Consider the following 14,424-nt stretch of genomic DNA (forward strand, 5'->3'; position numbering starts at 1 on the left):
GTCATGGCGCGTCGCAGCTCAGCTACGCTTAACCGCATTCTGCAGGCGATACCGGTTCTGATAGGCGTTGTGGTGATCAGCTTCATCCTCACACGTGCCTTGCCCGGTGACCCAGCAGTGCAATTTGCCGGAGCTGCGGCAACGCCTGAATCCATCGAAGAGGTTCGACGGTCTCTGGGCCTCGACAAACCGTTGCCGGAGCAGTTCCTGATCTATGTAGGAGATCTGCTGCAGGGTGATCTGGGTCAGTCGGTTTCCACCGGCCGGCCGGTTGCGACGGAACTTGCGTCCCGATTGCCGGCCTCGCTCGAATTGACACTGTCCGCCCTGATCCTGTCCTGCCTGATAGCCGTTCCACTCGGCGTTTTGGCAGCGACACGGCCAGGAACCTGGATTGACCAGCTATGCCGGATCCTTGTCACCGCCGGCGTATCTCTGCCGACCTTCTTCACCGGCATCGTTCTGATCTACGTTTTCTATTACCTCCTGGGCATCGCTCCGTCGCCCCTCGGCAGGCTCGATTTCATCTATCTTGATCCGCCCAGGATAACCGGTTTTTTCCTGATCGACGCTGCAATTGCCGGAGATTGGGAAACCTGGTTCGGGGCGCTGAAGCAGCTGGTCTTGCCAGCAACGACGCTAGCCCTCTTCACCCTTGCCCCGATCGCGCGCATGACGCGAGCGGCGATGCTGTCTGCATTGGCGGCCGACTATGTCAGAACCGCACGGGCAGCAGGTCTCGGGCCAGGGATGGTCCTCTACGGCTACGCTTTCCGCAACGCTCTGCTTCCGGTCGTGACCACGCTGGGTATGGTGTTTTCCTTTGTGCTTGGGGCGAATGTGCTGGTCGAGAAGGTCTTCGCCTGGCCAGGCATCGGATCCTATGCGGTCGAGGCGCTTGTGGTTTCCGATTACGCCGCGGTTCAGGGGTTCGTTCTGGCGATGGCATTGCTGTTCGTCATTCTCAACCTGTTGATCGATCTGTCCTATTCGCTGATTGATCCACGTTTCGGGACATCTTCGAAATGAGTGATACGACGTTGCCTCCAACCGTCGCGGAGCGGAAGACCGGCTCCGGTGCGCTGGCCCACACGATCTATGTCCTTCGGGAAAATCCGGTCACGGCACTGTCTTTCGCCATGTTCGCTTTTTTCATCGGATCAGCAGTGCTCGGACCTGCACTGGTTCCCTACGATCCGCTACAGACGAATGCGGCAAATGCATTGCAGGCCCCCAGCTGGTCTCATTGGTTCGGAACCGACAATCTGGGCCGCGATGTCTTTTCAAGAGTGATCGTTGCAACGCGCCTTGATCTGATCATCTCGGTGTCCGCTGTCGCGCTTTCCTTCGTCATCGGTTCGGTCCTTGGTGCCGTGGCCGGTTACCGTGGAGGCTGGCTGGATGTGGTGCTCAACCGGTTTCTCGACACCATCATGGCATTTCCATTGTTCGTGCTGGCCATGGGCATTGTGGCGGCGCTCGGGAATTCGATTTCCAACATCATTCTGGCCACTGCGATCATCAACATTCCGTTCTATGCCCGTCTTGTTCGTGCGGAGGTCAACATCCGGCGGGAAGCCGGCTTCACGCTTGCCGCAAAGCTTGCCGGCAATTCGGACACCAGGGTGCTTGCGTTTCACATATTTCCGAATGCCCTGCCGCCGATGATGGTGCAGGTCTCGCTCAATCTGGGGTGGGCCATTTTGAACGCGGCCGGATTGTCCTTTATCGGCCTTGGTGTTCGTCCGCCCACACCGGAGTGGGGCATCATGGTTGCTGAAGGCGCGAATTTCATCGTGTCCGGCGAGTGGTGGCTGGCGTTGTTTCCGGGGCTCTGGCTGATGCTGGCAGTCTTTACCTTCAACCTGATGGGAGACGGTCTACGCGACATCGTCGACCCGCGTCGCCGGACCTGAGGAGCTTTGCCATGCTGACCATCAAGGATCTCAAAGTTGCCTTCAAGACGCGCCGCGGAGACGTTCAGGCCGTCAAGGGTATCAGCTTCGACCTGGCCAAGGGCGAACGTCTGGGCATAGTCGGGGAAAGTGGATCGGGAAAATCCGTTACATCCTATGCCCTGATGCGCATTCTGGACGCCGGTGGCCGGATCAAATCCGGTGAGGCGGTATATGACGGTATCGATCTCAAACAGGCGGCGGAGCGCGACATGCGTGAAATCCGCGGTCGGGAGATCTCGATGATCTTTCAGAACCCGCGTGCCGCACTCAATCCCATTCGCAAGGTTGGGCACCAGCTTGAGGACGTCCTTCGCCAGCATGGCCGGGCGACCAGGCAAAATGCGAAAGCAAAGGCAATCGAGGCACTGGAGGCGGTGAAGATCAACGAGGCTGCTGAGCGTTACGAAGCCTATCCCTTCGAGCTTTCGGGGGGCATGTGCCAGCGCGTCGTGATTGCCATTGCGCTTGCCTGTGACCCCAAGCTTCTCATCGCGGACGAGCCGACCACCGGCCTCGATATCACTACCCAAAAGGCCGTCATGGACCTTGTCGATGATCTTGTTCGGGCACGCGAAATGTCGTCGATCCTGATTACGCACGATCTCGGCCTGGCGTCCGAATATTGCGACCGCATCGTCGTGATGAAGGACGGTGTCATTGTGGAGGAGGGCAGGCCGGCGGACCTGTTTTCAAACCCTCGACATGCCTATACCAGAAAACTGGTGGACGCGACGCCGCGGCGCGGAGTCAGCATTCGTTCATTGCTGCCGGAAGATCAACGCGCGCCGCTGGCCGCACGGACAATCGGCAATTCTCCGATGATGGAAGTCGTCAACCTGACCAAGACCTACCAGGGCAAATCCGGTCCGGTGTACGCCGTCAAGGGCATCAGCTTCACCATTCGCGAAGGCGAAAGCGTGGGACTGGTCGGCGAATCCGGCTGCGGAAAATCCACCACGTCTTCCATGATCGTGCGACTGCTTGATCCGACGTCGGGCCACCTGCTTTTCAGGGGCGAGGATATTGCCAAGCTCCCGTCGGAGAACTTCTCCCGGCATCCACTGCGGCAGAAAATCCAGATGGTCTTCCAGGATGCGACGGACAGTCTCAATCCCAGACATACCGCCCGTCAGTCGATAGCCGAACCCTTGAAGCGTTTGACAGGATTGAAAGGCGCCCACTTGGGCGAACGGGTGGAAGAGCTGGCCGCATTGACAGGCTTGCCGAGCCATCTTCTTGATCGGTTTCCGCACCAGCTGTCAGGGGGGCAGAAGGCGCGCGTCGGCATAGCCAGGGCAATCGCCCCGGATCCCGATCTCCTGATCCTTGATGAGCCGACTGCCGCTCTGGATGTTTCCATTCAGGCCGTTGTCCTGAACCTGCTTGCAGACCTGCGGGCCCGGCTTGGCATGAGTTACCTTTTCGTCAGCCATGATCTCAATGTCGTGCGTCTGCTGTGCGACCATGTCGTCGTCATGAAGGGCGGCAAAGTTGTTGAGGCGGGAGCCGTCGAGACGGTCATGGATACGCCCCAGAACCCGTACACTCGCGAATTGCTTACGGCTGCGCCCCAGGCACCGACGCGCAAAACCGCCGCCTAAGATATTTTGGAAGGACTAGACATGATCCGCGAACTTCCCTTCACGCTCGCTGGGCTCCGGCAGGCCTACGCCGAAGGCTTGTCTGTTGAGGCCGTGATCGAAGAAGCCTTCAGGCGGCTTGATGCCATCGGCGACCCGGGAATCTTCATTCACCAGGCACGAGAAACGGCACTTGCTGAGGCCCGTAGTCTAGGCAATCCCGATAGCCGGCCTCTTTGGGGAATTCCCTATGTGGCCAAGGACAATATCGACGTGGCTGGCATGCCGACGACTGCAGCGTGCCCGGATTTCGAGTATTTCGCCGATTGCGATGCTTTTGTCGTTGGACGTCTTCGGCAAGCGGGCGCAATTTGTCTTGGCAAGACCAATCTCGATCAATTCGCGACTGGCCTCGTCGGAGTGAGAACGCCATACCCCGTGCCACTGAACGCGGTGGATCCGGAAATCGTTCCCGGTGGCTCTTCCTCAGGCTCGGCCGTTGCTGTTGCCCACGGGTTCGCGTGTTTCTCGCTGGGAACCGACACGGCCGGGTCCGGGCGTGTGCCGGCAGCCCTCAACGGCATTGTGGGGCTCAAGCCAAGCCTGGGCGTTCTGTCCGGCTCAGGTCTGGTCCCTGCATGCCGGACCCTCGATACGATCTCGATTTTTGCCATGACTGTTGCGGACGCATGGGCCGTATTCGAGACTGCTGCAGGCTACGACCCGGCAGATGCCTATTCCAGGCAGCTGCCGGTCCAGCAATTGTCTGCCAGTCAGGGAACTGTACGGATCGCGGTCCCTGACGATGCTTCACTGAAAACCTTCGGTGACATGGCTCAGGCGGACCATTTCAGGGCAACGATCGCATCGCTGCGTACGCAGGGGGCCGTTGTGCAGGAAATCGATTTTCAGCCGTTTTACGATGTCGCTAGCCTGCTTTACGAGGGGGCCTGGGTCGCGGAACGTACAGCTGCTGTCGGTAATCGTCTGATTGATGCGCCGCAGACGCTTCATCCGACGACGCGCGCAATTATCGAACCGGGTCTTTCTTTGACCGCTGTCGACGCATTCCGTGGACTTTACAAGCTGCAGGACCTGCGCCGGATATGTGATGAGCTTTTGGCAGAGACCGACTTCCTCTGCGTTCCGACGATACCGACATTCGTCTCGGTAGAAGAAATTACCGTTGACCCCATTGGCCCGAATTCAGGCCTTGGCACCTACACGAATTTCGTAAACCTTCTCGATCTTTGCGGTATTGCCGTGCCAACAGGTTTGCGACAGGACGGCCGGCCTGGAAGCCTGACCGTTCTGGCCCGCTGCGGTCAGGATGCAGCCGCCGCCGCGCTTGCCGCTACAGTGGAAGCGGGGCCGCTTGGAGCAACGACCTGGGCTCGGCAGAAACCTGCGCTGACCACAAGCGAGATCGCTGCCGGTGAAATAGCTGTTGCGGTCTGCGGCGCCCACATGTCGGGACTGCCGCTAAACAAGGAGCTGATTTCTCACGGCGCACGCTTTGTAAAATCCAGCAAGACAGCACCGGAATACCGTTTCTTTGCGCTTGCAGGCGGGCCTCCGAAGCGGCCGGGCCTTGTGCAGGTTGGGGTCGGCGCGGGCGGCTCAATCAATGTGGAGGTCTGGGCAATGCCGCTTGAGACCTTCGGCAGTTTCATGACGGGTATTCCGGCACCGCTGTGCATCGGCACGGTCAAGCTGGAAGATGGAACCGACGTAAAGGGATTTTTGTGTGAAGGACATGCAGTTGAAGGGGCTGTTGAAATCACCGAACTGAGTTCCTGGCGAACCTATCTTTCGTCAGTGGCTGCTTCCGTTCCCCAGCCGGATGTCTCTGACGAGAAGCTGACCGCGCATGCAAGCTGAACTTCTGACATACGAGGGTTCAGTCAGTGCGGGAAATTGAGGGTAGGCGGAATGTTTCTTCTGATTGCTGATTGCCAAGCTCTTCGCAGGCCAGCGTCCCCAGGCGGTGAATAGCGGATTCAAGTGCGTCCGACCAAACGTCGCCGCAACTGATGCGAAGGCAATGTGCATAAAGGCCTGATGCGGTAAAAAGACTGCCAGGAGCAAAGCAGATATTTTGATTTAAGGCCTTGTAATAAAGCATTGCTGTGTCGATGTTTTTGTCCATTTCTACCCACAAGACGAAACCGCCGTCCGGATGTGTGACCCTGGTACCCGCCGGAAAGGACTGTGCAATGGCCCGGCGTGCGCGCGCGACATTGGTTTCCATTGTCCGGGCCATGCGAGACACATGGCGCTCGAAGTCCCGGGATGACAGAAATTCAGCCAAAGCCAGTTGAGGTGCCAACGGGTTGCAGATTGAGGCGGAGAATTTGGCCTTGGTGATTTGGGCAATGCGGCCGGGAGCGCGGATCCAGCCGGTTCGGTAGCCTGGGGCGAGGGTTTTCGAGAAAGAGCTGCAATAGAAGATCTCGGTCTCGTGCGGCAGACTGAAAAACGGTGCCGGACGGCATCCGCCAAACCCGAGGCCGCCGTAGGTATCATCTTCGATCAAGGGTGTCTTGTAACGGTCCAGCAGCTTCAGGACAGAACGTTTCACAGGCTCCGGCATCATGGTGCCAAGTGGGTTGGTGAAGCTGGACGACAAGGCAACGGCAGTTACGGTTCCCGATTTCAGAGCCAGCTCGAGTGCGGACGGATCGATGCCGTCCCGCGAGGTTGGCAACTCCCAGGCCTTCAGTTTCAGGCGTTCGAGAACCTGCAGCAGTCCGAAATAGGCGGGCGATTCGACGGCAATCGTATCGCCCGGCTGTGTGAGCGTTTGAAGTGCGAGCCCTAGAGCTTCGGTGCAGCCACTCGTAATGACAATTTCTTCCTGGGAAACTGTGCTGCCATGCAGGCACATAAGCTTTGCGATTTCTCTCCTGAGTTCCGGTAACCCCTGAGCAGACCCATAGGCGTTGAGTTGCTGTCCTTTCGAGCGGAGGATGCGTGCCTGCAAGGCGTTCAGCGGCTCTGCGGCCAGCAGAGACGGGGCGGGAATGGCGCAGCCAAGCGGCACATATGCCGGGTTTGACGCATGTTCGAGCATCTCCAGGTAAGGAGCCTGAAACACGACACTGCGGCTGGTCTCCGGTGGCGTTGTTTTACTGGGCTCGATGAGCCTGTGGCTTGCTGGGCGGGTGACGAAATAGCCGGACTTTGCCTGTGCACGGATATAGCCTTTGTCCTCAAGATGGGCATAGGCCTGGTTGGCTGTCGACAGGCTAACGGAATAACTGCGCATGGTGCGCCGGAGGGAAGGGAACCTCTCCCCGGGCTTCAAGGTGCCATTGTCGATCAGCTGAGCCAGGGACTGGGCAACAGACTGGTATTTGAACGAAACCATTTCAACTGTATCTGTTCATTTTCGAGTTTTTGTATCTGTTTTGATTTTAGGAGAGATGTCAAACCGGGCCGGACATTTCATCAGTCAGGAGTGCCGGACATGGCAATGGAACATCCGATCCGTTTCACGGAAAAACTTGCAAGGCTCGAAAGGTTATGGTCGCCGCGCGTCGTTGCGGAAATGAACGATTACCAGTTCAAGATCGTCCGCATTCAAGGAGACTTCGTCTGACATGATCATCCTGAAACGGATGAGACCTTCATCGTTCTCAAGGGCGAAATCCGCATCGATTTTCGCGATCGAGCCATTGTACTGGGCGAGGGGGAAATGTACGTCGTGCCGAAGGGCGTCGAGCACAAGCCTTATGCGGACTCGGAAGCCGAGCTGCTGCTGATCGAACCGAAGGGTATTCTCAATACCGGCCATGCGGGCGGAGACAGGACCCAGGAAAACGATCTCTGGATCTGACAAGGTTGTTTGGGCCGGGACTTTTGTGCGTTCCGGCCTGGCCAACGAGGCAGTTCTCGGCGCGCTGTTACTGCCCTGCGGGCCAGATAAATTCGATGCGGATACCACCGGGTTCAGCCAGCATCATGTGCTTGCGTGGGCCTCCGCCGAGAGGCTCCGGCAGAAATTCGATCTCGACTCCCGGCCAGGCCTTCACCTTTTCGGCAATTTCCAGCAGCTTTTCTTCGCTTGAGACTTCAAGGGCCAGATGGTGGAGGCCGATATTGGTTTTCCTGTCGAAGCCCGTCACAGGCCTTGTGCGGTCTGCCTGCCAGAGCGTCAGGCGGGCTGTACCGTCGGAAACGGTTGTTCGCGGGTAGTTGTCATCACGTGCCAGCAGTTGCCAGCCGAGCAGCTCGGTGAAAAAGGCGGTGGTCTGGTCCAGATCTCGGACTGTGAGGCCCAGGTGGTTGATGCCTTTGGTGGTCACGGTGGAGTGTCCTTGCTGTGGCGAGTTCAAAATAGGTATAAATGACATGATTGTTCGTCAACACACGTCGCTGCTTATCAAGGTATCGAAACGTGAGCTTGCGCCAGGGCGGGAAAATTCGATTTTCAAACAGCGATTGGGCTGAAGAAAACCGGCCCTTGGGCCTTGAAATAAAATTTCTTCCCAACTATAAGGCGCGCATTCCACACGCAAGGGGCGGAAACCGAGCTTATCGGGGTCCTTCCGGTGGCCGAAGGGAAATCTCTCCGGTCCACATCCTCTTGCGGAGGTCAAACCGGAAAAACTCAGGAGATAAGGGCCATGTCTTTGCCCGATTTCACCATGCGTCAGCTGCTGGAAGCTGGCGTTCACTTTGGTCACCAGAAACACCGTTGGAACCCGCGCATGGGTCAGTACATCTTTGGTGTACGCAACGATGTTCACATCATGGACCTGTCCCAGACCGTTCCGCTTCTGCACCAGGCTCTGAAGGCCGTGTCCGACACGGTTGCCGGCGGTGGCCGCGTTCTGATCGTAGGTACCAAGCGCCAGGCACAGGAATCTGTCGCATCTGCAGCGCGCAACTCCGCTCAGTATTATGTCAACGCACGTTGGCTCGGCGGCATGCTGACGAACTGGAAGACCATCTCCCAGTCCATCCAGCGCCTGCGCAAGCTGGAAGAAACCCTGTCTTCCGACGCTGCCAACGCTCTGACCAAGAAAGAGCGTCTGTTCATGGACCGCGAGCGTGAAAAGCTCGAGCGGAACCTTGGCGGTATCAAGGACATGGGCGGCATTCCGGACCTGATCTTCGTGATCGACACCAACCGCGAAGCCATTGCCATCCAGGAAGCCCGTCGTCTGGGTATTCCGGTTGCCGCGATCCTCGATTCCAACTCCAATCCGGAAGGCATCACCTATCCGGTGCCGGGTAACGACGATGCCGGCCGCGCTCTTTCGCTGTACTGCGACCTGATCGCTCGTGCCGCCATCGACGGTATTTCCCGTGCACAGGGTGCTTCCGGCATGGACATCGGCGCTTCCGAAGAAGCTCCGGTTGAAGAAGTTCTTGCTGAGGCTTCTGAAGAAGCTCCGGCTGAAGCAGCAGCTGCCGAGGCTTAAGCCTCTCCTGCCGCGGTCTGCCGCGGCAGAATACTGTTGAAATTCGCAAGGCGGGCTGCATTTTGTTGCAGCCCCGTCATAAAGGCGCGGAAGGCCATGGGCTAAACCGTGTCTCATCTGAAACCCCCATGCACGAGGCAATCGATGAGCATTACCGCTGCGATGGTAAAAGAGCTCCGCGAGAAATCCGGCGCTGGCATGATGGACTGCAAGACCGCCCTGACTGAAGCAGGCGGTGATATGGAAGCAGCTGTTGACTGGCTGCGCACCAAAGGTCTGGCCAAGGCTGCCAAGAAGGCAGGCCGTGTGGCTGCTGAAGGTCTGGTCGGCGTTGCCGCTGATGGCAACAAGGCTGCCGTGATCGAGCTGAACTCCGAAACCGACTTCGTTGCACGCAACGAAGGGTTCCAGGAGCTGGTCTCCAATGTGGCCAAGGTAGCCGTCGGCACCGATGGTTCCGTTGAAGCCGTTTCCGCTGCAAACCTTGGCGGCAAGCCGGTTGCAGAAGCGATCACCGATGCGATCGCCACGATCGGCGAAAACATGACCCTGCGCCGTACTGCGGTTCTGGCCGTAAACGAAGGCGTTGTCGCGACCTACGTTCACAGTGCTGTTTCCGACGGTCTCGGCAAGATCGGCGTTCTGGTGGCTCTGGAATCCGCTGGTGACAAGGACAAGCTGAATGGCCTTGGCCGTCAGATTGCCATGCACGTTGCTGCAACCAGCCCGCTGTCGCTGAACACCGAAGAACTGGATCCGACCGTTGTCGAACGTGAGAAGTCTGTCTTCTCCGAACAGGCACGCGAATCCGGCAAGCCGGAAAACATCATTGAAAAAATGGTGGAAGGCCGTTTGCGCAAATTCTACGAGGAAGTTACCCTCGTGAAGCAGGCCTTCGTGATCAACCCGGATCAGACGGTTGAGCAGGCCATAGAGGCGCTCGCTAAAGAAATCGGCGCTGAAGTCAAACTTACCGGCTTTGTCCGCTTCGCAATCGGCGAAGGGATCGAGAAGGAAGAGCAAGACTTCGCCGCAGAGGTGGCAGCAGCCACCGGGCAGTAAGCTCAAGGAAAAGCGCCGGCAAGTCCGGCGCTTTTTTTTTAGAAAGACAATTTCAAAAAGGGTGCACCCATGACGAATTCCTTGCGCTGGAAACGGATCCTTCTGAAACTCTCCGGCGAGGCCCTGATGGGATCGCAGGCTTTTGGAATTGACCCGGCCATCGTGCAAAGGATCGCCAAGGAAATCGCCGACGCAGTGGCTCTTGGAGCTCAGGTCGGCGTTGTCGTCGGGGGAGGGAACATCTTCCGCGGTGTTGCAGTCGCCGCCAAGGGTGGCAACCGCGTCACGGGCGACCACATGGGCATGCTGGCCACCATCATGAACAGCTTGACGCTGGCGGATGCCCTGCGCCGCCTGAAGGTCAATGCCCGTGTTCTGTCCGCCGTATCCGTTCCCTCGATTTGTGAAACCTTTTCGCAGCGTGTCGCTGACCGCTATATGGAAGACGGCGATGTGATCGTCTTCGCAGGGGGCACCGGCAACCCGTTCTTCACCACGGACAGCGGTGCGGCTCTGCGGGCTGCCGAAATGAAGTGCGACGCCTTCCTGAAGGGGACGCAGGTGGATGGCGTCTACTCCGAAGACCCCAAGGTCAACCCGAACGCGGAGCGCTATGACACCCTTGGTTATGACGAAATCATAACCCGCAACCTGAAAGTCATGGACACGACGGCCATTGCCCTGGCCCGTGACAATTCCATTCCCGTCATTGTGTTTTCCATTCACTCACCCGGCGCCCTCGTCAGTGTGCTTCAGGAAACCGGCACCTACACTGTCGTGGGTGACTGAAAGTTTTAAGAACCAATCCCGGTTCAAGCTCTTGTGTTTCGGTGCGTTTATGCCATGTTGGCGCGCGCCGAGACTCTATTAAGCCAAGCACAAAACAACAGTGAGGATAAAATGTCGGTAGAAGGTGTGGACCTTGATGATCTGAAGCGCCGCATGCAGGGAGCCTTGTCGGTTCTGAAAACGGAATTTGCCGGACTGCGTACCGGCCGCGCCTCTTCTTCCATGATGGATCCGATTACTGTTGATGCCTATGGCCAGTCCATGCCGATCAACCAGGTAGCCACCGTCTCCGTTCCCGAACCTCGCATGCTGGCTGTTCAGGTCTGGGACAAGAGCATGGTGTCGGCCGTTGAAAAGGCGATTCGAGAATCCAACCTTGGTTTGAACCCGGTTGTAGACGGCATGCTTTTGCGGCTGCCGATTCCCGAGCTCAACCAGGAACGCCGCCAGGAACTCATCAAGGTGGCTCACAAATACGCCGAACAGGCAAAAGTTGCGATCCGTCACGTCCGCCGCGATGGCATGGACGCCGCCAAGAAGGCCGAAAAAGACGGTGACATTTCCCAGGACGACAGCCGTGTCGCATCCGATGAAGTGCAGAAGCTGACCGACCAGATGATTGCTGAGGTCGACGGCATGCTGGAGAAAAAAGAGCAGGAAATTTCCCAGGTCTGATCGACCTGGGGAGTGTGAGTTGGGGGAGCACATGAGCGTCAGCCCGGACCGCAACCTGCATGCACCTGCTGCGGATGAAACCGGTGCGAAAATGCCCCGTCACGTTGCCTTCATTATGGATGGCAACGGGCGATGGGCAACTGCGCGCGGTTTGCCACGGACAGAGGGACATCGACAGGGGCTTGCCGCGCTGCGCAAGGTGATCCGCCACGCTGGCCGTGTCGGCATCGAAACCATCACGATCTACAGCTTCTCATCCGAAAACTGGAACCGGCCACAGGCTGAAGTTTCTTTCCTGATGGGGCTGCTGCGCCGTTTCGTGCAGCGCGATCTGAGCGAGCTTCACGAAGCCAATGTTCGTATCCGCATCATCGGCGGGCGCAGTGATCTGGAACCGGGGATTTTGGCGCTTCTGAAAGAAGCTGAAGACCTGACCCGTCACAACACCGGCCTTAACCTGGTTGTTGCGTTCAATTATGGTGCACGGTCGGAAATCGTGCGGGCGGCACAGGAGCTGGCAGCAAAGGTTCAGGCTGGGGAAATGCAGCCGGCCGAGATAACCGAAGACGCGATCACGGCGGCGCTGGATACCTCCGGTTTGCCGGATCCCGATCTCATCATCCGCACCAGCGGAGAAATGCGTCTTTCCAATTTCCTGCTGTGGCAGGCCGCCTATTCCGAGTTCTATTTCTGCGATCTTTACTGGCCGGACTTCGATGAGGCGGCCTTCGACAAGGCTTTGAGCTGTTTCTGCAGCCGTGAGCGCCGGTACGGCGGCCTTGACGCCAAGGCCAACTGACCTTCGGCTTGAGCAATGGCAGAACCACACCAGAACCCGAAAAAACTGTCCGACCTTCGCCTCAGGTTCATTTCGGCACTCGTTCTGGGGCCTCTTGTTCTTCTGATCACCTATCTGGGCAATCTGCCCTTTGCTGCGCTGACGCTGGTCGCGTCCGGACTGTTCCTGTGGGAGTGGTTCACGATCACCGGGACACAGGCAAAGTCACCCAGTTCACTCACCGGGTTTGCAACGCTGTTGGCCATCGGGGTGCTGACCGTAGCCGGACATCCTGACCTTGGTCTCGGGGCTATGGTTGCTGGTGCTTTCATCGCCTATGCGCTTGGTGGTTTCTCCAAGGCTGGACGATGGGCCATCGAAGGGATCCTCTACAGCGGGCTTGCACTGTTCTCGCTGCTTGTACTTCGTGAAGGAAGCAACGGGCTTCTGGTCGCGTTTTTCCTGCTGTTTGTTGTCTGGGCAACCGACATTTTCGCCTATTTTACCGGCCGTGCATTGGGTGGGCCCAAGCTCTGGCCACGTGTATCACCTAAAAAGACCTGGTCTGGTGCCATTGGCGGGCTGGTGCTCGCCACGGTTTTCGGCGCTGGCGTTGCTTTTGTCGCAAATGCGCAGGACCTGATGCTTTGGGCTTTGCTGGCGGCCGGGCTCTCGGTCGTCTCTCAGGCAGGGGACCTTCTGGAGTCTGCCATCAAGCGGCGGTTTGACGTCAAGGATTCCAGCAAGCTGATCCCCGGGCATGGTGGCATCATGGACCGGATCGACGGTCTGGTGGCCGCAGCCATTTTCGCCGTGCTGATTGGCCTAGTCGCTGGCGGCAGCCTTGCAGACCCTATTGCCGGCCTCGGTCTGATTTGAATTTGGAGTAACAGGCATGGCAGCTGCCTCTGCAGCCCGCGACCCTGGCGCGAAAACCCGGATAACCGTTCTAGGGGCCACTGGGTCCATCGGCCAGAGCTTGGCGGATCTCATTCAAAGAAATCCGGACAGCTATGAAGTCGTCGCGCTGGTTGCGAACCGGAACGCCGCGGGCCTCGCCGACATGGCAAAAGCGCTAAAGACCGGTTCCGCTATCCTTGCCGAGGCAACCTGTTATCCGGAGCTCAAGGAGCGGCTTGCCGGCAGCGGCATTGCAACGGGAGCCGGTGAGTCTGCCGTTCTGGAAGCAGTCACGCAGGATACGGATATCGTCGTCGGTGCCATTGTAGGGTCAGCGGGATTGAAGCCGACCATGGCCGCGATCCGGCCAGGACGCCGCATTGCACTTGCCAACAAGGAATGCCTGGTTTGTGCAGGTGATCTGTTCATGGCCAAGATCCGCGCGACCGGGGCGGAACTCCTGCCCGTCGACAGCGAGCACAATGCCATCTTTCAGGTCTTTGAAACCGACAAGGCCGACATGGTCGAGAAGGTTATTCTGACGGCGTCAGGCGGACCGTTCAGGAGTGTCTCGAAAGCCGACATGGCACGGGTAACACCACAGCAGGCGCTCAAGCATCCCAACTGGGACATGGGCGCACGCATTACGATCGACAGCGCAACGATGATGAACAAGGGCTTCGAGGTTATCGAAGCGTCTCATCTTTTTCCGGTTGCCCACGATCAGCTTGGCGTGCTGGTCCATCCGCAATCGACGGTTCACGGACTTGTGCAATACAAGGACGGATCTCTGCTGGCTCAACTCGGCAGTCCGGACATGCGCACACCAATCGCCCACTGCCTTGCCTTTCCCCGCCGGATGAACGTTCCGGTGAAACGTCTGGATCTGGCCGAACTCGGCACACTCACTTTTGAAGCCCCGGATCTCGACCGGTTCCCGGCGCTCCGTCTTGCACTGGAAGCCATGCGGGCAGGGGGAATGGCACCGGCTGTGCTTAACGCTGCAGATGAGGTTGCCGTGGACGCTTTTCTGAAGGGCCGGATCGGCTTCATGGACATTCCGGCTGCCATTGAAGAGGTGCTGGATGCGATGGGGGCAGGCGGCAAGCTGACGGACGCTGCCGGCGTCGAGGATGTTCTTGCCATCGACGCAGAAGCACGGCAGAAGACTGGTGAATGGATAAGAACACGGTAATCGGGGTGTTGAAGGCCCTGAATTTTTGGTCTCCCACCATTAACACGCCGTAATTTTC

General features: G+C 58.1%; 13 protein-coding genes and 1 pseudogene. 12 read left to right on the plus strand and 2 right to left on the minus strand.

Annotated elements, in window-relative coordinates; translation table 11 throughout:
• Nucleotides 1–3: 3 nt before the first annotated feature.
• From Q666_RS55755 to atzF, 4 genes are read left to right on the plus strand one after another with little or no spacing between them, the layout of a single operon-like run.
• Nucleotides 4–1,029, plus strand: a complete 1,026-nt coding sequence (locus tag Q666_RS55755) for an ABC transporter permease (RefSeq protein ID WP_022998448.1) — start codon at nt 4–6, stop codon at nt 1,027–1,029.
• Nucleotides 1,026–1,916 (plus strand): ABC transporter permease, encoded by an 891-nt coding sequence (locus tag Q666_RS55760; RefSeq protein WP_022998449.1) that lies wholly within the window; start codon nt 1,026–1,028, stop codon nt 1,914–1,916. The genes Q666_RS55755 and Q666_RS55760 overlap by 4 nt, the downstream gene beginning before the upstream one ends.
• 11 nt (nt 1,917–1,927) lie before the next feature.
• A complete protein-coding gene (locus tag Q666_RS55765) occupies nt 1,928–3,559 on the plus strand; it encodes an ABC transporter ATP-binding protein (protein WP_022998450.1) in 1,632 nt (543 codons plus the stop codon).
• Between the two features lie 21 nt (nt 3,560–3,580).
• Complete coding sequence (gene atzF, locus Q666_RS55770) at nt 3,581–5,419, plus strand: allophanate hydrolase (RefSeq protein WP_022998451.1); 1,839 nt, start codon at nt 3,581–3,583, stop codon at nt 5,417–5,419.
• Between the two features lie 19 nt (nt 5,420–5,438).
• Here the strand turns inward: atzF and Q666_RS55775 are convergent, their stop codons facing one another.
• Nucleotides 5,439–6,908 (minus strand): PLP-dependent aminotransferase family protein, encoded by a 1,470-nt coding sequence (locus Q666_RS55775; protein ID WP_022998452.1) that lies wholly within the window; start codon nt 6,906–6,908, stop codon nt 5,439–5,441.
• A 105-nt stretch (nt 6,909–7,013) separates the two neighbouring features.
• On the opposite strand from Q666_RS55775, the pseudogene Q666_RS55780 reads away from it, so the two are divergent.
• Nucleotides 7,014–7,376: pseudogene (locus Q666_RS55780) on the plus strand (cupin domain-containing protein).
• A gap of 67 nt (nt 7,377–7,443) precedes the next feature.
• On the opposite strand, the gene Q666_RS55785 reads toward Q666_RS55780, so the two are convergent.
• On the minus strand, nt 7,444–7,845 hold the full coding sequence (locus Q666_RS55785) for a VOC family protein (RefSeq protein ID WP_022998455.1): 402 nt from the start codon (nt 7,843–7,845) through the stop codon (nt 7,444–7,446).
• 321 nt (nt 7,846–8,166) lie between these two features.
• Between Q666_RS55785 and rpsB the strand changes: the two genes are divergently transcribed.
• From rpsB to Q666_RS55820, 7 genes are all read left to right on the plus strand, one after another.
• Nucleotides 8,167–8,967: a 30S ribosomal protein S2 gene (rpsB, locus tag Q666_RS55790; protein ID WP_031268422.1), complete on the plus strand. Its 801-nt coding sequence runs from the start codon at nt 8,167–8,169 to the stop codon at nt 8,965–8,967.
• A gap of 144 nt (nt 8,968–9,111) precedes the next feature.
• On the plus strand, nt 9,112–10,029 hold the full coding sequence (gene tsf / locus Q666_RS55795; protein ID WP_022998458.1) for a translation elongation factor Ts: 918 nt from the start codon (nt 9,112–9,114) through the stop codon (nt 10,027–10,029).
• A gap of 69 nt (nt 10,030–10,098) precedes the next feature.
• The gene (gene pyrH, locus Q666_RS55800) at nt 10,099–10,818 is read left to right on the plus strand and encodes a UMP kinase (RefSeq protein ID WP_022998459.1); all 720 of its coding nucleotides are present in this window, start codon (nt 10,099–10,101) and stop codon (nt 10,816–10,818) included.
• Between the two features lie 111 nt (nt 10,819–10,929).
• Nucleotides 10,930–11,493: a ribosome recycling factor gene (gene frr / locus Q666_RS55805; protein WP_022998460.1), complete on the plus strand. Its 564-nt coding sequence runs from the start codon at nt 10,930–10,932 to the stop codon at nt 11,491–11,493.
• A gap of 31 nt (nt 11,494–11,524) precedes the next feature.
• Entirely contained in the window at nt 11,525–12,292 is a 768-nt protein-coding gene (locus Q666_RS55810; RefSeq protein WP_022998461.1) for an isoprenyl transferase, read from the plus strand.
• Nucleotides 12,293–12,307: 15 nt separating this feature from the next.
• Nucleotides 12,308–13,150 (plus strand): phosphatidate cytidylyltransferase, encoded by an 843-nt coding sequence (locus Q666_RS55815; protein ID WP_022998462.1) that lies wholly within the window; start codon nt 12,308–12,310, stop codon nt 13,148–13,150.
• Between the two features lie 16 nt (nt 13,151–13,166).
• Nucleotides 13,167–14,366 carry a 1-deoxy-D-xylulose-5-phosphate reductoisomerase gene (locus Q666_RS55820; protein WP_022998463.1) on the plus strand — a complete coding sequence of 400 codons (1,200 nt, stop codon included), beginning with the start codon at nt 13,167–13,169 and terminating at the stop codon, nt 14,364–14,366.
• Nucleotides 14,367–14,424: the final 58 nt, after the last annotated feature.

The organism is Labrenzia sp. C1B70, assembly GCF_000475395.1.
Taxonomy (GTDB): domain Bacteria; phylum Pseudomonadota; class Alphaproteobacteria; order Rhizobiales; family Stappiaceae; genus Roseibium; species Roseibium algicola.